This window comes from Roseomonas sp. OT10 (genome assembly GCF_020991085.1).
Classification (GTDB): Bacteria; Pseudomonadota; Alphaproteobacteria; order Acetobacterales; family Acetobacteraceae; genus Roseomonas; species Roseomonas cutis.
Genome location: NZ_CP087719.1, coordinates 3,593,595 through 3,610,338 on the forward strand (window position 1 = coordinate 3,593,595; position 16,744 = coordinate 3,610,338).

At 72.3% G+C, this 16,744-nt stretch carries 13 protein-coding genes and 1 tRNA gene; 6 read left to right on the plus strand and 8 right to left on the minus strand.

The window, feature by feature from the left end; all coding sequences use genetic code 11:
* The first annotated feature begins 173 nt into the window (after nucleotides 1-173).
* Complete coding sequence (gene thrC, locus LPC08_RS16400; protein WP_230449308.1) at nucleotides 174-1,580, plus strand: threonine synthase; 1,407 nt, start codon at nucleotides 174-176, stop codon at nucleotides 1,578-1,580.
* A gap of 498 nt (nucleotides 1,581-2,078) precedes the next feature.
* Here the strand turns inward: thrC and LPC08_RS16405 are convergent, their stop codons facing one another.
* From LPC08_RS16405 to LPC08_RS16420, 4 genes are read right to left on the minus strand one after another with little or no spacing between them, the layout of a single operon-like run.
* Nucleotides 2,079-2,315: a hypothetical protein gene (locus tag LPC08_RS16405; protein ID WP_230449309.1), complete on the minus strand. Its 237-nt coding sequence runs from the start codon at nucleotides 2,313-2,315 to the stop codon at nucleotides 2,079-2,081.
* A 10-nt stretch (nucleotides 2,316-2,325) separates the two neighbouring features.
* The gene (locus tag LPC08_RS16410; RefSeq protein WP_230449310.1) at nucleotides 2,326-3,516 is read right to left on the minus strand and encodes a M20 aminoacylase family protein; all 1,191 of its coding nucleotides are present in this window, start codon (nucleotides 3,514-3,516) and stop codon (nucleotides 2,326-2,328) included.
* 21 nt (nucleotides 3,517-3,537) lie between these two features.
* Complete coding sequence (locus LPC08_RS16415) at nucleotides 3,538-4,380, minus strand: SDR family oxidoreductase (protein WP_230449311.1); 843 nt, start codon at nucleotides 4,378-4,380, stop codon at nucleotides 3,538-3,540.
* Nucleotides 4,381-4,433: 53 nt separating this feature from the next.
* Nucleotides 4,434-5,108, minus strand: a complete 675-nt coding sequence (locus LPC08_RS16420; protein ID WP_230449312.1) for an extensin-like domain-containing protein — start codon at nucleotides 5,106-5,108, stop codon at nucleotides 4,434-4,436.
* A 184-nt stretch (nucleotides 5,109-5,292) separates the two neighbouring features.
* Between LPC08_RS16420 and LPC08_RS16425 the strand changes: the two genes are divergently transcribed.
* The gene (locus LPC08_RS16425; RefSeq protein WP_230449313.1) at nucleotides 5,293-6,264 is read left to right on the plus strand and encodes a MurR/RpiR family transcriptional regulator; all 972 of its coding nucleotides are present in this window, start codon (nucleotides 5,293-5,295) and stop codon (nucleotides 6,262-6,264) included.
* 418 nt (nucleotides 6,265-6,682) lie between these two features.
* Here the strand turns inward: LPC08_RS16425 and cysK are convergent, their stop codons facing one another.
* On the minus strand, nucleotides 6,683-7,678 hold the full coding sequence (gene cysK, locus LPC08_RS16430; protein WP_304622031.1) for a cysteine synthase A: 996 nt from the start codon (nucleotides 7,676-7,678) through the stop codon (nucleotides 6,683-6,685).
* Between the two features lie 264 nt (nucleotides 7,679-7,942).
* Complete coding sequence (locus tag LPC08_RS16435) at nucleotides 7,943-9,010, minus strand: YihY/virulence factor BrkB family protein (protein WP_230449314.1); 1,068 nt, start codon at nucleotides 9,008-9,010, stop codon at nucleotides 7,943-7,945.
* A gap of 183 nt (nucleotides 9,011-9,193) precedes the next feature.
* Here LPC08_RS16435 and LPC08_RS16440 point away from each other — a divergent pair, with 183 nt between their 5' ends.
* Nucleotides 9,194-10,117 carry an SAM-dependent methyltransferase gene (locus LPC08_RS16440; protein ID WP_230449315.1) on the plus strand — a complete coding sequence of 308 codons (924 nt, stop codon included), beginning with the start codon at nucleotides 9,194-9,196 and terminating at the stop codon, nucleotides 10,115-10,117.
* Between the two features lie 46 nt (nucleotides 10,118-10,163).
* Here LPC08_RS16440 and LPC08_RS16445 read toward each other — a convergent pair whose 3' ends face one another.
* Nucleotides 10,164-10,877, minus strand: coding sequence for a DUF1194 domain-containing protein (locus LPC08_RS16445; RefSeq protein ID WP_230449316.1), 714 nt, complete (start codon nucleotides 10,875-10,877; stop codon nucleotides 10,164-10,166).
* Between the two features lie 133 nt (nucleotides 10,878-11,010).
* On the opposite strand from LPC08_RS16445, the gene LPC08_RS16450 reads away from it, so the two are divergent.
* Nucleotides 11,011-11,094: transfer RNA gene (locus tag LPC08_RS16450), tRNA-Leu, on the plus strand.
* Nucleotides 11,095-11,154: 60 nt separating this feature from the next.
* On the opposite strand, the gene LPC08_RS16455 is transcribed toward LPC08_RS16450, so the two are convergent.
* On the minus strand, nucleotides 11,155-13,305 hold the full coding sequence (locus LPC08_RS16455) for a family 16 glycosylhydrolase (RefSeq protein ID WP_230449317.1): 2,151 nt from the start codon (nucleotides 13,303-13,305) through the stop codon (nucleotides 11,155-11,157).
* Nucleotides 13,306-13,991: 686 nt separating this feature from the next.
* Here LPC08_RS16455 and LPC08_RS16460 point away from each other — a divergent pair.
* Nucleotides 13,992-14,570: a DedA family protein gene (locus tag LPC08_RS16460; protein WP_230449318.1), complete on the plus strand. Its 579-nt coding sequence runs from the start codon at nucleotides 13,992-13,994 to the stop codon at nucleotides 14,568-14,570.
* 151 nt (nucleotides 14,571-14,721) lie between these two features.
* Entirely contained in the window at nucleotides 14,722-16,719 is a 1,998-nt protein-coding gene (locus tag LPC08_RS16465) for a DEAD/DEAH box helicase (RefSeq protein WP_255702352.1), read from the plus strand.
* Nucleotides 16,720-16,744: the final 25 nt, after the last annotated feature.

Here is a 16,744-nt window from a genome sequence, read left to right on the forward strand (position 1 = left end):
GGGCTGACCTGTCTGTCTTGGACGTTGGTATGGTCATTATACCAGTGAACGATCCGCCGCAAGCCTTCGCCGCCGCCGGCTGTCGCCGGGCCGCGCCGGCGGCATGGCCGCCTCTCCCGCGGCAGGGCCGGGGCCGGATGGTGCCGCCGGGGCGGGACCGTTACTGTGCCGCCATGCGCTACGTCTCCACCCGCGGCGAAGCCCCGCCCCGCGACTTCGAAGCTGTCCTGCTCGCCGGCCTGGCGGAGGATGGCGGCCTCTTCGTGCCCGAGACCTGGCCGGAGCTGTCGGCCGCCGAATGGCGTGCCCTGCGCGGCCTGCCCTATCCGGATCTTGCGGCACGGATCGTCGGCCTCTTCGCCGGGGACAGCCTGGACCAGGCGACGCTGCAGGGCATGACCCGCGTGGCCTATGCGGGCTTCGGACATGCCGCCGTGGCGCCGCTGGTGCAGCTCGACCACCGCACCCATGCGCTGGAGCTGTTCCATGGCCCGACGCTCGCCTTCAAGGACATGGCGATGCAGCTGCTGGGGCAGCTCTTCGACCACGTCCTGGAGAAGCGCGGGGAGCGGGTGACGATCGTCGGCGCGACATCCGGCGACACCGGCTCCGCGGCCATCGAGGCCTGCCGCGACCGGGCGAACGTCGATATCGTCATCCTGCACCCGGAAGGCCGCACCAGCGAGGTGCAGCGGCGGCAGATGACCACCGTCCTGTCGCCCAACGTGCGCAACATCGCGGTGCGGGGCGACTTCGACGACTGCCAGGACCTGGTGAAGGCGATGTTCGCCGACGCCCCCTTCCGGCGGGAGATGCGGCTCTCCGCCGTCAACTCGATCAACTGGGCCCGGGTGGCGGCGCAGATCCCCTACTACGCCTATGCCGCCCTCGCGCTCGGCGCGCCGGACCGGCCGGTGGCCTTCTCCGTTCCCACCGGCAACTTCGGCAACGTGCTGGCGGCCTGGGCGGCGCGGCGCATGGGTTTGCCGATCGAGCGGCTGATCGTGGCGTCGAACCGCAACGATATCCTCGTGCGCTTCCTCGCCACCAACGACATGACCGCGCGACCGGTCGAACCCTCCCTTTCCCCCAGCATGGACATCCAGGTCTCGTCCAACTTCGAGCGGCTGTTGTTCGAGCTGCTGGGCCGCGATGCCGCCGCCACCGGCGCCGCCATGCGGGCCTTCCGCGAAACCGGCCGCATGCCGGTGCCCGACGCCGCCTGGCGGCAGGCGACCGCGCTGTTCCACGGCGCGGCGCTGGACGACGCCGGCACGCTGGAGGAGATGCGGCGCGTCCACGCCACCACCGGCTGGTTGCCCGACCCGCACACCGCCACCGCCACCGCCGCCGCCCGCCTGCTGCTGCCCGAGGACGCGGCGATCCCCGTGGTGGTGGCCGCGACCGCCCACCCGGCCAAGTTCCCGGACGCGGCGGAGCAGGCGGTCGGCTTCCGCCCGGCACTGCCGCCGCGCCTGGCGGACCTCTACGAACGGGAGGAACGCTATAGCGTCCTGCCCAATCGGCTGGAGGAGATCGAGGCGGCCGTGCGCGGACATGCGCGGCGCAACGCCGCCTGATCGGCGCGGCGTGATGCGTTGACGTCTGGCGGACTGGCACCCGTGGCCCGGGGGAAAGACGCCGTCTTTCCCCCCATCCCCCCTATCTGCCAGGACCCTGCGGGCCCTGGACCCGATGGGCGCTGCCGCGGGACAGCCGGACACGGGGTCACGGCGCCGAGGAGCCATGCTCCTCGGCGGGACCGGCCGCCGCTCGCGCTGACCCCTTCTGAATGTTTTCCAGAGTCCCGCCTGTCCGCATTCCGTCAGGGTTCAGCCCGCAGGCTGACGCTTATCGGAAGCACCAAACTCCCAGCGGGGTCCGGGGCCCGCTTGTGGCCCCGGCAGGGGAGGGTCCGGGAGGGGACGGCGTCCCCTCCCGGTCCGCCGCCGGAACACCGCAGCGCGACGGGTCAAGACATCGCGACGTTCGTATGAGACGCGCCGGGTCTTCCGCTGACCGGTCGCGCCGCGGTGCTGCCTTCCTGGCGCCGGGCGCATGGATATGCCGCCCGGCCGCTACTCCTTGAGCGGTCCTGTTCCACCGGGCGGGGGTGGCGGATAGATGGGCGGCAGGGGGCGGGCGGCGCCTTCCAGAGCCGCGCCCATCATGCCGCCGAGCAGCGCCCCCGCCGCGGCGGCCTGGCCCATGCCGTAGGGGCCTGGCGCATAGGGGTCGGGCACCGTCACCTGGACGCAGCCGCCCAGGCACAGGAGGGCCAGGGAGGCCAGGAGCAGGGCCCGGCCGTGCCTCACCGGCCCTTCCTCAATCCTGGCGCGGCAGCAGCTGCTCGGCCAGCCGGGCCCAGTAGGAGGCGCCGACCGGCAGGATCTCGTCGTTGAAGTCGTACATCGGGTGATGCACCTGCGGGTCGTTCTCCGTCCGGCCGCCGCCCAGCATCAGGTAGGCGCCATCCTTGACGTTGAGCATGAAGGAGAAGTCCTCGCCGCCCATGGTCGGCTTGGCCATCTCGTGCACCCGGTCCGCGCCGACCACGGACAGGGCGGCGTCGCGGGCCAGGCGCGTGCTCTCCGGCTCGTTCACCGTCGCCGGGTAGGCGCGCTGGAACATCACCTCCACCGTGGCGCCGAAGGCGGCACCGATGCCCAGCGCGATCTCCCGCACCCGGCGCTCCAGCAGGTCACCCACCTCCGGCTCGAACCAGCGCGCCGTGCCCTGCATCAGCACGCTCTCGGGGATGACGTTGAAGGTGTGGCCGCCGGCGATGTGGGCGATGGTGACGACGCCCGCCTCCACCGGCTCCATGTTGCGGGCGACGATGGACTGCAGCGCCGTGACGATCTGCGCGGCGATGACGATCGGGTCGTTGCCGTTGTTCGGCATGGCGCCGTGTGCGCCCTTGCCGATGACGCGGATCTCGATGTTCGCCACGGCCGCCATCACCGGCCCGACGCGCCACAGGAAATGCCCCGCCGGGGCGCCGGGCCAGTTGTGGATGCCGAAGACGCGCTGCATCGGGAAGCGGCGGAACAGCCCCTCCTTCACCATGCGGTCGCCACCGGCCAGGTTCTCCTCCGCCGGCTGGAAGATCAGGTAGACGGTGCCGTCGAAGTTGCGCGTCTCCGCCAGGTACTTGGCGGCGCCCAGCAGCATCGTCGTATGCCCGTCATGGCCGCAGGCGTGCATCTTGCCGCGGACGGTGGAGGCGTGCGGCAGCCCCGTCTCCTCCTCCAGCGGCAGCGCGTCCATGTCCGCACGCAGGCCGATCGCCTTCGCCTCGCCCGTCGCCGGCCCGCCCTGGCCATGCAGCACGCCGACCACCCCGGTGCCCGCGATGCCCGTGATCACCTCGTCCACGCCGAAGTCGCGCAACCGCTGCGCCACGATGCCGCTGGTGCGGATCTCCTCGTAGGCCAGCTCCGGATGGCGGTGGAAATCCTGCCGCCAAGCCGTCATCTCGTCGTGGAACTCTGCCACGCGGTTCAGGACGGGCATCGCGATCTCCAACTGTTCCGCTCAGCTTTGGGGAGCCGAGAAGGTGCGTGCAAGCCCTTCCTCGAGGCCGATCGGCTCGATACCCAGTTCGCGCCGCATCGTTTCGATACCGAAGCCCTTATCCTCCGTCAGCCGGCGCAGCTCGTCCATGCGGATGCGTGGGACGCCCGGAAGCAGCCGCGTCAGCGGGGCCAGGGCCAGCAGCGGCGTAAGCGGAACCGGAACGACCGGGGGCGCGCGCACGCCGGCGGCGCGGCAGACGGCGTGCAGGAAGTCCGCGTAACGAACGGCCACGGGACCCGCGACGATCACCGTGGCAGGCGTCGGCCAGTCGCGCCGCAGCGCTGCGACCAGGCTGCGCGTGACGTCCGACTGATGGATCGGCTGCACCAGCGCCCGCCCGCCGCCCGGCAGTGGCGCCACCGGCAGGCGGCGCAGCAGCGCGGCGAGGCGCTGCACGTTGTCCTCGCCCTGCGCGCCGTAGATCATCGTCGGGTGCAGCATCACGCCGCGCCGGCCGCTGCCGAGCAACGCCGCCTCGCCGGCGCGCACGCCGTCGCCGTGGTCGTCGCGCCAGCGGGAGTGGCGCCGCGTACTGCCCATCAGAACGAAACGCGCCTCTGGCGGCGCGGCGGCGATCACCGCCCGGGTGTGGCGCGCATGCGCGGTGGAGGCGACGCGCGTGGCACCCGCCAGGGCATCGCGCAGCGCGGCCGGATCGCGCAGGTCGGCGACGCGGGCCTGGCCGGGCAGCCCGGTCGAGGCCCAGCGCGCGACGTCCCGCACCACGGGGATGAAGGGCTCGCCCGCCTCGGCCAGGGCCCGGCACAGCGCGGCGCCGGAGCGGCCGGAGGCGCCCAGCACGGCGATGGGGCCCGCCTCGGGCGGGAGCGGCGTGGGAGCAGAGGGATCGTCGCTCAGCGGCAGGTCCTCCAGGGTCCGCGATCCAGGTGGAAGTGGTCGCGGTGCGCGGCGTTGTAGTCCGGCCCGAGCACCGCGTCGAAGAGCCGGCAGGCGCCGTCCCGCGCGTCCCGCAGGAAGGCCCCGCGCGGGCCGGGATCGTCCCAGTCCCGGGCCAGGCTGACCTCCCGCCCGTCCGCCAGGGTGAAGCCCGCCACGTCGATGGCGTTGGCGGTCGCGTGCTGACTGCGCCGCGTGCCGCCGCGCACGTCGCGGCAGGCATAGGTGCCGAGTTGCCGCACCCGGACCACCGGCTGGCCCAGATGCCGCTCGGCCGCCGGCTGCAGCACCTGCCCGGCATAGATCGTCCAGGCGGCGGCGAGGGGGCAGGTCGCCATCGGGGCCGGGGGCGACAGGGCGGGCGTCCCGCCCAGGCGCAGGGCATCCTCCACCGTGCAGCCCTCGCCCGAGGCGCGGCCGGGCAAGCGCGCGACGGAGAGGCCGGAGGCGGCGAAGGCGGCGAAACAGGCCTCCGGCTGCCACTCCATCCGGGCCAGCTTCCAGCGCGTCAACGGATTGGGTGCCGCCTTCAGGTCCAGCGGCGCGAAGGGGTCCCAGGCCGGCGGCAGGCGCAGCGCGCCGCTGAGGACGAGGCCGGCCAGGGCGAGGGGAATCAGGAGGATCAGGAGCAACGGGCGCACCCGCCATCATCTGGGATCGCGCCGCCGCTCCGGCGCGGGCCGGTAACACTTCGTTCCCGCTCCGGATGGTGCCGGTTGTCCCCCGCATGGAATTCGTGTTCCAAATGCCGGCGACGCGGCAACGACCGCGACGCGGACGGGCATGGCCACGGCCCCCGGTCCAGGGAGGGAGGTCATGAGGTCCGAGACGGAGCATGCCGAGTTCAGGGCGCTGCGCGAGCGCCTGGTCGAGCGCCATGCGGGCCTGCCGCGCCGCCTGCAGCAGGTGGCCCGCTACGTCCTGGAGCACCCGGACGACATGGCGCTGGGCACGGTGGCGGAGGTGGCGCGGGGGGCGGGCGTGCAGCCCTCGACCCTGGTCCGCTTCGCGCAGGCCCTGGGCTACTCCGGCTTCTCCGGCCTGCAGCAGGTCTTCCGCACCCGGTTGCGCGAACGCTGGCCGGAATACCGCGAACGGTTGGACTCGCTCCGCGCCGCGGCACAGGCGGAGGGCGGGGCCGCGACGCTCCTGGCCGGCTTCGTCGATGCCTCCGTGACCTCCCTCGCCCGGCTGCGCGACAGCGTCAGCACGCAGGAACTCGACCGCGCCGCCGCCGCCCTGGCCGGGGCGCGCACCATCTACCTGCTGGGACAGCGGCGCGCCTTCCCGATCGCCAGCTACCTTGCCTATGCCTGCGCCAAGCTGGGCCTGCGGGCGGTGCTGCTGGATAATGTCGGCGGGCTGCTGACGGAACAGGCGGGGTTGCCGGAACCGGGGGACGCGCTGCTGGCGATCAGCTTCACCCCCTATACCCCCTCGACCGTCGAGATGGCCGCCGCCGCCGCCCGGCGCGGCGTGGCCGTCGTCGCCATCACCGATTCCGACTTCAGCCCGCTGGTACCCATGGCCAAGGCCTGGCTGGAGGTGGTGGAAGCCGACAGCGGCGCCTTCCGCTCCCTGGCCGCCAGCTTCGCCGTGGCGCTGACCCTGGCGGTGCTGACCGCGGAGCGGCGGCAGGAGAGCGCCCCTGCGGGCGACGCGGCACCGACCGCAGGGGCTCGCCCACCCCTTGAGCGGCCCCGGCACGCGGCGGCCCCGCCCGCGATGCCGGCCGACGTGGCGGAAGACCCGGCAGGCCGGTCTCATACGGACGGCGGAATACGTTGATCCGTGCCGAACTGGCGCCCCTGTCCCGGGGGCGAGGCTCCGCCTCGCCCCCGTACCCCCACTCCGCCAGGACCCTGCGGGCCCTGGACCCGATCAGCGCTGCCGCGGGACAGCTTGCGACGGGGTCGAGGCGCCGAGGAGCCATGCTCCTCGGCGGGTACGGCCACCGCCCTCGCGGACGCCTTCTGAGCTTTTTCGGAGTCCCGCCTGCCCGTGCTCCGTCAGGGTTCAGCCCAGAGGCTGATGTCTACCGTGAAGAGCCAACTCCCAGCGGGGACCGGGGCCCGCCTGTGGCCCCCGAGGGGGAGGGTATGGGACGGGGATCGACGCACGGCGTCGATACCGCAGGCCGGCGTCCCCTCCCGGTCCGACGCTGCAACATCACAGCATGACGCGTCAGGTCATTCCGCCGTCGGGATCAAAGGCCCGTGAACAGTTCGGTGGACAGGTAGCGCTCCGCGAAGGAGGCGGCGATGCCCACCACCAGCCGGCCCTGCATCGCGGGGTCCCGGGCCACGTCCATGGCCGCATGCAGCACCGCGCCGGAGGAGATGCCGACCGGCAGCCCCTCCACCCGGGCACAGCGGCGGGCGGCGGCAAAGGCCTGACTCTCGCTCACGCGCATCACCCCGTCCAGCGCCTCCAGCTCCAGCACCGCCGGGCGGAAGCCGGCGCCGATCCCCTGCAGCGCATGCGGCCCGGGCTCGTCGCCAGACAGCACGGCGGATTCCGCCGGCTCAACGCCGATCACCCGCAGCCCGGCGCGACGTGGCTTCAGGGCGCGGGCGATGCCCGTCAGCGTGCCGCCGGTGCCGATCCCGCCCAGCACGGCATCCACTTCGCCCCCGGTATCGGCCCAGATCTCCTCGGCCGTGGTCGCGGCGTGGATGGCGGGGTTGGCCGGGTTGTCGAACTGGCGTGGCATCCAGGCCCCGGGCGTCTCTGCCAGGATCGCCTCCGCCCGGGCGATCGCCCCGGCCATGCCCTTGCGGGCCGGGGTCAGCTCCACCTCTCCGCCCAGGAGGCGGATCATGCGGCGCCGCTCGATGCTGGCGCCATCGGGCATCACCACGATCAGCCGATAGCCCTTGGCAGCCGCCACGAAGGCCAGGGCGATCCCGGTATTGCCCGAGGTCGGCTCGACCAGCACGGACCGTCCCGGCTCGATCAACCCCTCCCGCTCCGCCGTCTCGACCATCGCCAGGCCGATACGGTCCTTCACCGAGCCGAGCGGGTTGGCATATTCCAGCTTCAGGGCAAGCCGCGCAGCCAGTCCCTCCTGCGCCTCCAGCCGCGGCAGGCGGACGAGCGGCGTGCCGCCCACCACCTCCAGCACGCTGCCGAACATCCGGCCGCGCGGCGGGGCCGCGGCGTGGTCCGAAGAACGGGCGGCTGGCGTGTTTCCGTCGGGCATGACGCATGCCTACCACAACGGCACGCCGTGGTTCAGTCCCCCTGGACCTGGATCACCCGCGCGGCGTTGCAGAGTTCCGTGTTGCGACCGGCGGCGGGCCGGGTCTGCGGAACGGCATCGCCGCGGCCCGGAACGGAGGGGGGTGCCATGCCCGGACCTCCGCAAACCTATGACAGGAACCCCGCTACTCAGCTTCCGGTCGATGGTTGTTGAGGAAAGGGGCCTCCCCCGGACGGCCGGGCGGAGGCCGGCCAATCCCTTGCCTCAACCCTGTCGTGCGAAGCGACGCATCAAGGCCGGCACCACGGTTCCACCACGGCGCAACTGCTTCACCGCAGCCATGGCAACCAATGCGCCGCCCGCGACGGTCCAGAGCGTGCTGGTCTTGGGCAACAGCGGCTCCGGCGCGATGGCGGCGGGAGTGGCGCTGACCGCGCCCCGGCTGGTGCCGGGGGCCTGGGCCTTGGCGGGGATGGGAGCATCCTGGCGGCTGCCCTCCAGCCCGGCATAGGCCCGGGTGAACTCGGCGCCCATCAGGAAGATTTGCGCCGAGTAGTAGACCCAGACCAACAGGACCATCAGCGCGCTGGCCGCGCCGAAGGAGGTCGTGACCGCCCCGCTGCCCAGGTACCAGCCGATCAGCGACTTGCCGATGACGAAGAGTACTGCCGTCACCAGCGCACCGACCAGCACGTCCCGCCAGGCCATGCGACGGTCCGGCAGCACCTTGTAGATGGCCGCGAAGAGCAGCGTGATCATCAGCAGCGAGACGGCGAAGTTCAGAACGGAAAGCAGCAGTTCAGTCCCCGGCAGCAGCCCGCCCAGCCAGTCCGCCACGGCGGAGATGGCCGTCGAGGCGATCAGCGAGACCAGGAGGATGAAGCCCGTCGCCGCGACCAGCCCGATGCTGGCGGCACGGGCGCGCACGAGCCGGGAGACGGTGCCCTCGGTGTCCGTGGTCTTCGCCTCGGCCTTCCAGACGGCGTTGAGCGAGGCCTGCAGCTCGCCGAAGGTTCCGCTGGCGGTGAACAGCAGCGTCACGATGCTGATGATCGTCGCGATGGCGCCCCGCCCCGTGTCGCTTGCCCCCTTGACCATCGTCTGCACGGTCTCGGCGGCCTGGGCGCCGATCAGGGACCGCAGCTGGTCGTCCAGCGCGCCGTGCACGGCCTCGTCGCCGAAGAAGAAGCCGGCGATGGCCGTGGCGATGACCAGGAGCGGGGCGATGGAGAAGACGGTGTAGTAGGCAATGGCGGCGCCGCGACTCATGCATTCGTCCGCGACGAAGCCCTCGACCGTGTCCTTGATGAGCGCCCAGATCCTGCCGAACATCCCAGCCAGCCCCCGCCACGGGGCCGATGCCCCGTTCCGGCGCTTGAACGACCGGTCGCGGCGCCGGGTTGCGGCGCCGTCGCGATCCGCACGCCGGTCGTAAACCGGGGCTGACCGCGACGCGGGCGCAGGCTAAGGCATGGCCATGCCGCCCCCCCTGTCCCGGCTATGCCCGTCCTGGCCATGAGCGCGATCCGTTCCGTCTACCAGGCGCATGCCGGCTTCGAGGCGGAGGTGGCGGAGACGCTGCGCCGTGCCGGGGCACGGGTCGCCGCCTGGCACGGGCCGCTGGCCCTGTCGCCCGACCCGCCGGTGGCCTGCCCCTGGGCGCTGGATGTGTGGACCGACCCGAGGGACCTGCCGGTGACGGCGATCAAGCCGGCCGCCGCCGCACTGCGGGCGATGCAGCGCAACTGGTCGCTGGTCTCGGTGGACCATCACCGCCGCGCCGCGCTGATCCAGGAGGCGCTGCCGCCGATCAAGGCGCGCGAGGTGGTCTTCCCCTCGCCCGTCCCCACTGCGCCGCTGGGCGCCTGGACCCTGCTGGCGCCGGACCGGATGCTGGCCAGCCCCACCAAGACCAGCCCCTGGCCCGGCGGCGCGCCCGTGCTGGCCGAGGACCGGGAGGGGCCGCCGAGCCGCGCCTACCTCAAGCTCCAGGAGGCCTTCCTGCACGCGCGGCGATGGCCGCTGCCGGGGGAGCGCTGCCTGGACCTGGGCGCCGCGCCGGGGGGATGGACCTGGGCCGTGGCGCGGCTCGGGGCACGGGTGACGGCGGTGGACAAGGCGCCGCTCGACCCGCGCGTGGCGGCGATGCCGGGCGTGTCGGTGCGGCTGGAGAGCGCCTTCGGCCTGGACCCGAAGGGCCAGCCGCCGGTGGACTGGCTGCTGAGCGACATCATCAGCTACCCGGTGCGGCTGCTGGGGCTGGTGCGGCGCTGGATCGAGGCCGGCGCGGCGCGCAACATCCTCTGCACCATCAAGTTCCAGGGTGGGACGGACCACGACGTGGCGGCGGAGTTCGCCGCCATCCCCGGCGCGGTGCTGTCGCACGGGGTGAACAACAAGCACGAGCTGATGTTCACGCGGCTCGATCCGGGCGGCTAGCGCAGTTCCGGCTCGCCTGCCCTGCGGCGACCGGCCATGACCCGCCTCACGCGATCTCCCGCACCAGCTTCGCCCGCAAGGCCCGGGCGAAGTCGGCACGGGATTCCGCCGTCATGACGAAGGCCCCGTCCCCCGCGATCACCGTCGCCTCGTAGGTCGCGGTCAGCCCCGTGCGACCTCCCTCGATCGCCAGCGCGTTGACCGTGATGCCCTGGGCCACGGCATCCTGCCGCGCCTGCTCGATGGGACGCAGGCTGCGCATGTCGGGCGCGTCGCCCGAGACGTCGATCACCTTCTCCCGCGCCCGCCACGGGGCCGCGGCGATCAGCCGGGCGGAATGGTCCACGGCGTCGCCGATGGCGTTGAAGGACTGGCGCGAGCGCGACGCCTCCATCACCGCCCGGCCCAGCCGCTCCGCGGCCACGACGCCGTCGAGGCGGTGCCAGTCCACCACCGTCGCCGCCCCGCCCGGCGCGCCCCACTCCACCATGGCCACGCCGATCGCGCCCAGCGGCCGGGAGGCGACGGCCGAGAGCACGGCGGGATGCGCCAGGGCCTCCGCGCAGCCCTCGCGTTGCAGGCGGAACTCGTCCGCGTCGATGCTGCCGGAGGCGTCGATGGCCAGGACCAGCAGCAGATCCACCTCGCCCGGCTCGGCCCGCGCGGCCGCCGCAGCGCCGAGGGCGAGCGCGCCCGGCAGCAGCAATGCGCCGCGGCGGCGGAAGGTGGGCGGGGTCGCAGGGCTGGACCGTTCCGTCACGCCGGGTCTCCTCAGGGGAAGCGCCCAGCGTCCGGAAACGCCGGCGCCGCTGTCAACGGAAACCCGCCCCGTCCGGGCGGGGCGGGCCATTGCCGGCCGTCCCCGTCCGGGCGATTCTGCGAAGGACGGATTCGCCCGCCTGGCGGAACGGTAGACGCGCCAGACTTAAAATCTGTGGCCCTTGGTGGGCGTGGGGGTTCGAATCCCCCGGCGGGCATCCTCGCGCGCCGGCAACCCCGGGACGGTGGCCGCCGCCCGGAGCCGCCGAAGGATGCCGTCAGAGGAAGGCGTAGTCGCCGATGCCCAGCCGCGCGTAGGAACCGTCGGGGTTGATGGCATCCGGCGAGAGCTGGACCATGAACAGCGTGCTCTGACCGCTGTCGGACTCGATGGTGTAGTACTGCATCAGCGGGTTGGGCTGGTTGCCGACCCAGGCGATGTGGTGGAACTGCAGGGTGGCATCGCCGCCGAAGCCCTTGAACAGCAGCATGTCGCCGCTGCCGCCATGCTGGGCGGCGGTGCGGAAGTTGAGGATGTGGGTGAGCCCGCCGCTGGGGATGTCCTCGTCGAAGACGAAGAGCGTGTTGCCGTTGGCAGCCTTGCGCGACGGCGTGTCGCCCATCTCCACCACCTTCATGCCCGACTGGGCGGTGACAGGGACGACGACGGTCTCGACGTCCTGGTGCCCCGCGGCATCCTCGACCAGCACCGTGACGGAGTCCTGCACCGTGCTGCCGGGGATGATGCCGTGGTTGCGGTAGGCATAGGTCAGCGAGGCCAGCTCGGCATTGATGGCCTCGGCCGTGCCGGTCAGGGTCAGGCGTGAGGTGCCGTCGCCCGCCTCGGTCACCCCGGCCCCGTTGGCGGAGGTCTGCAGCACGCCGAAGCCGGTGGTCAGCGTCACCGTGAGCGACTCGCCCGCATCCGGATCGGCGACGCTCAGCGCATTCCCGAAGGAGAGGGTGCGGCCCGCGGTCGCGGTCAGCGTGCCCGGCGCGGTCACGACCGGCGCCACCGGGACGGCCGGCGGCGCGGGGGTGCCGGACAGCGGGGCCAGGCTCTCCGGGTCCTGGTAGGCATAGGCGCGGATGTAGTCGATGTGCATCTCGGCGGGGAACTGGGTGGTCTCGTCCGGGCGGCCGACCCAGGTGCCGCCGACGGAGAGGTTGGTGATGATGTGCATCGCCTTGTGCATCTCGGCCGGCGTGGCGATGCGCGCATAGGCGTCGCCGTCCACGTACCAGGTCAGCCAGTCCGGACCCCAGAGCATGCCGAAGGTGTGGAAGCCCTCGGACATGTCCTCCGTGCGGACCTGCGTGCCGGTGCGGCCGCCGGTGTAGTGGGCATTGAAATGGATCGTGGTCGGGTCCTGGCCGAGCATCTCCAGGATGTCGATCTCGGGCGGCCAGGTGTCGTCCACCGGCAGCAGCCAGAAGGCCGGCCACAGGCCCTGCCCCGCCGGCAGGTCCACGCGCATCTCGAAATAGCCGTAGGTCTGCGCGAAGGATTCCTGGTTGTTGATCATGCCGGAGTTGTAGGGGGTGTTCACCGGGTTGGGGCCCGGCGCGGCCGTGATGGTCAGCACGCCGTCCTGCACCGTGAAGGGATCCACCCCGATCGTGGCATCCGAGTAGTATTGCTGGTCGCCCAGCCACGGCATCCACCGCCCGTAGTCCCAGCTTGTGCGCCAGGCCGATCCCTGCCCGCCCGACGACCAGTCGAACTGGTTGAACTCCTCCGCGAAGGTCAGCGTCATGCGGGAGGGATCGAGGGGCAGGAAGAAGTCCGCGGCGGTGAAGGCGTTCACCGTCTGGTTGCGGAACAGGATGCTCTGGTCCTCGCCCAGCGTCAGGCGCACGTCGTCGCCGACCTGCTCCATCGCGGCCTGCACGTCGGCCAGCGTCTGCAGCCCCGTGAAGCCGTTCAGGCGGAGGATGGAGCTGCCATGGGCGAAGTCCACGATGACGTCGTGCCCGTCGCCCGGGGCGATGGCGAAGATGTCGCGGCCGCCGCCGCCGTTCAGCACGTCGTTGCCCTTGCCCCCGTAGAGCGTCTGGCTGGCGTTGTCGGCGCGGATGACGTTGTCCAGGTCGTTGCCGCTGGCCCAGAAGTTGTTGCCGCGGACGGTCAGGTTCCGGATGTTGTCGGGAAGGGTGTATTCCGTCGCGTACCAGGAGACGATGGTGTGGACATAGCCGTCCTGCGCGAGGACGATGTCCCTGGCGTCGGAGACGTAGAAGGTGTCGTCGCCCTGCCCGCCGACCAGCGTGCTCGCGCCGCCCCGGCTCCAGACCGCATAGGGGCCGTCGCCCGCCGTGACGGTCTCGCCCTTCCCTATCCCGGTGACCGTGCGGGTGGGCGCCGCGCTGAGCGGCAGGACGTTGCCCTGGTAGTCGGTTGCATAGAGCAGCGGGTTGTTCTGCGCCAAGTTGGTGTTCCCATTCGCAGCTAGGTCGGTGTGCGGGCGGAGTGCAGCGCCCGAATCGTCCAAAATTCGTGACATCCGTCGGGCTTACGACACAGGCCGCATGAGGAAACACAACCCTGGGTAGGACGTGCCAACGCAATGCGACCCTGGAGGCTGAGTTCCAAACTTCTGGACAATTCTGTTCAGCCGATCTTGTGCAACGCAGCAAGCAGGTTCAACCGAAAAGACGAGGGTTGAGGTAACGATTAGTTTTGTAACATCACATGATTTTGATTAAAAGCTTTGTGACAGGCTTCATGTTCCCGACTGCCGTCTGAGCCGGCAACCAAGGTTGCGGCCGCGAAGGACGCACCTTGGCATCGTGTGACAGCACCGCGCGGGAGTTGGCTGTTATCATGCCCGTCCAGGCCCGACCCAGCGGACCGGCCACGCGCCCGATCGACGCCAGGGGGAAGGGTTCGGGCTTGTCGGAGCGGCCATTCCGCTCCTACGCCCATGGCCCTTGAACACCTCGGCGCGCCGCCGTCCGGCTGCGACTGGCCAGGGCACCAGGCGTCCTGCCTGGCAGCCCGCCGTGGCTCCTGAGGGCCGGAAATTCGGGCTGGCTGCGGAATAGTCGCCCGGACGTCAAAAGTTTGTTCCATCTGCTCCACCGATGGGGCAGGTTGGCCTCACAACAAGAAAGCGTGGGGCATTCCGGGGTGGCGGAGTTCTGGGCGAACTGGGGGGCGCTGGCCTATCTGGGGGCAGCAGCCTGGGCGTTTTTCGAGGGTGAGACCTTCGTTCTCCTGGCCTCCGCCGCGGGGCGGGCAACGGGGTTGATCGACCCCTGGATCCTCATGTTCGCGGTCTGGGCCGGATCCTTCCTGGGCGACCAGACCTGGTTCACCCTGGGGCAGAAGTACGGGGTCAAGGCGGTCAAGAAGATCCCGGGCGCCGAGAAGCAGCTCAACAACGCCATCGGCTTCCTCGAGAAGTACGGCACCGCCTTCGTGCTGACCTTCCGCTTCGCCTATGGCGTACGCAACGTCGCCGCCGCGGCCTGCGGCATCGCGGGCATGAACCGGGTCCGCTTCGCCTCGCTGAACTTCATCGCCGCGGGACTGTGGGCCGCCTCCTTCGTCTGGGCCGGCTGGTTCGCCGTGGGCTGGCTGGGCGAGAAGGGCACGCTCTGGGCCCTGGCCAGCATCGGCATCGTGATGATCGGCTTCTTTGCCTACAAGATCATCCGCAGCCGGCGGAAGACCCTGCTCGTCGCGAAGTAGGGACGCGCCGGGGCCGCTTCCGCCCGCCACCACGACAACGAATTCTTGGAACCGCCCCGCAGCGATGCGGGGCCGTCCACCTGGAAGCTGGACAGGACAGGCGTTTCCGGAGTCTTCTTCACGGAACGTCTCAGCAACACCGCCGATTCCCCTGTCCAGCCTCCGCCCGCTCCGCGATCACCAGCGACGCGTCCACGCCATCGCCCATGCCCTGGCCGAGGGGGCGGAGGTGCGGGACGTGCTGGCCGCCGTCACCCCCGGCGGCGGCAAGTCCCTGCTTCCCATCCTGATGGCGCAGCCGCTGATCGCGGCCGGGGTGGTGGAACGCATCTGCTGGGTGGTCCCACGCGACAGCCTGCGGCTCCAGGCGGAGGAGGCCTTCGCCGATCCGCTCTGGCGGCTGGCGCTGGGCCATGCCCTTTCCGTCCGCGCCGCCGAGAACGCGCCCGATCCCAGCCGCGGGCTGTCCGGCTACGTCACCACCTACCAGGGCGTCGCCGCGGCGCCCGACCTGCACCTGGCCGAGTTCCGCCGCCATCGCACCCTGCTGGTGGTGGACGAGGTGCATCACCTCCCCGCCCTGGCCGGGCTGGACCCGGACGGCCGCGACGCCGAGGCGCCGGGCGACGGACCGGCCGACGAGGCGGCCGCGTGGTCCGCCGCCCTGCTGCCGCTGCTGGAATGCGCGCGGGTCCGGCTGCTGCTCTCCGGCACGCTGGAGCGGGCGGACGGGCGGCGCATCCTGTGGCTGCCCTACCGGCGCGGGGCCAGGGCCGCCACCCGCGAGGTGGACCTGGAGGCGCCGGGCTGGGCGGTGGTGGGCTATTCCCGCGCCCAGGCCCTGGCCGAGAAGGCGGTTCTCCCGGTGACCTTCGGCGCGCTGGACGGCATGGCGTCCTGGCTGGAGCCGGCGGACGCCACGGGGGCAAGGCCGCAGGCCGGGCCGCACCGGCTCTCCGGCAGCCACCCGGCCGAGACCACCCGCCCTGCCCTGTTCACCGCGCTGCGCACCGGCTTCGCCGAGGCGCTGCTGGAGGAGGCGTTCCGCGCCACCCGGCGGGTCCGGACCGAACGGCGGGCGGCGATGGGCCTGCCGCCCGGCGCGGTGGCGCGGGGGCTGGGCAAGCTGCTGGTGGTGGCGCCGGACCAGGCCCAGGCGCGGCGCTACCTCGATACGCTGCGCCGCCGCGTGCCGGGGACCCAGGCGGAGAGCCTGCGCCTCGCCACCTCGGACGAGCGCGACGCGCACGAGACGCTGGCCGCCTTCCGGCTGCGGCCGGAGCCCTCGATCCTGGTCACCGTCGCCATGGCCTATGAGGGGCTGGACGCGCCGGAGGTCGCGGTGGTGGCGGCGCTGACCCATATCCGCTCCCGCCCCTGGCTGGAGCAGATGGTCGCCCGCGCCACCCGGGTCGATCCGCGCGCCGGCCCCTACGAGGCGCAGCAGGCGCTGGTCTTCCACCCGGACGACCCCTTCTTCGGCCAGTTCCGCTGGCGCATGGAGGAGGAGCAGGGCACCCGCGCCCGCGCCCCCAAGGCCCCGCGCCAGGGCATGCTGCCGCTCTGGCTGCGCGAGCGGATGGAGGCGGTGAGGGAGCGCGACGCCATCGTGCCGCTGGAGAGCAACGCCCTGGCGCTGCGCCTTTCGACCCTGCGGCCCGGGCCGGACCTCGCCGCCGGGCTGGCCGCCGCCCGCCCTGGCCTCGCCGAGGCCCAGGGGGAGCTGCTCGACCCGCCCTCGGTGGCCGAGCGCCGGCTGCGCGCCCAGCTGGGGGAGCTGGTGGCTGCCCAGGTGGTGGAGGATGAGGGCCGGTTGCAGGTGCCCCGCGGCCAGGGCAGCTACCATGCCTACAACGCCGCCCTGAAGCGGGTGCTGGGCAACAGGGGCCGGGCGGAGATGCACCTGTCGGAGCTGGAGGCCGCCGTCGCCTGGCTGGAGCGCAACCGCCTCTCCGACCACCTGCACCTGCTCGAGGGGGATGCCCGCTACGGCTGGGCCGCGCGGCAGCGCCAGCCCTGGCACCCGCCGAGCGGTCGCCCGGCGAGGCGCCCCGCCTCCCGGCCGGCACGCGGCGGGCCGGCGGGCGACGCGCCCGGGTGCCGGTCCGGCGGGGCGGGCACGGGCCGCGCCGGGACGGAGCGGGGTTGAGGCCGGCCGCCGGCCGTCCTAGGTC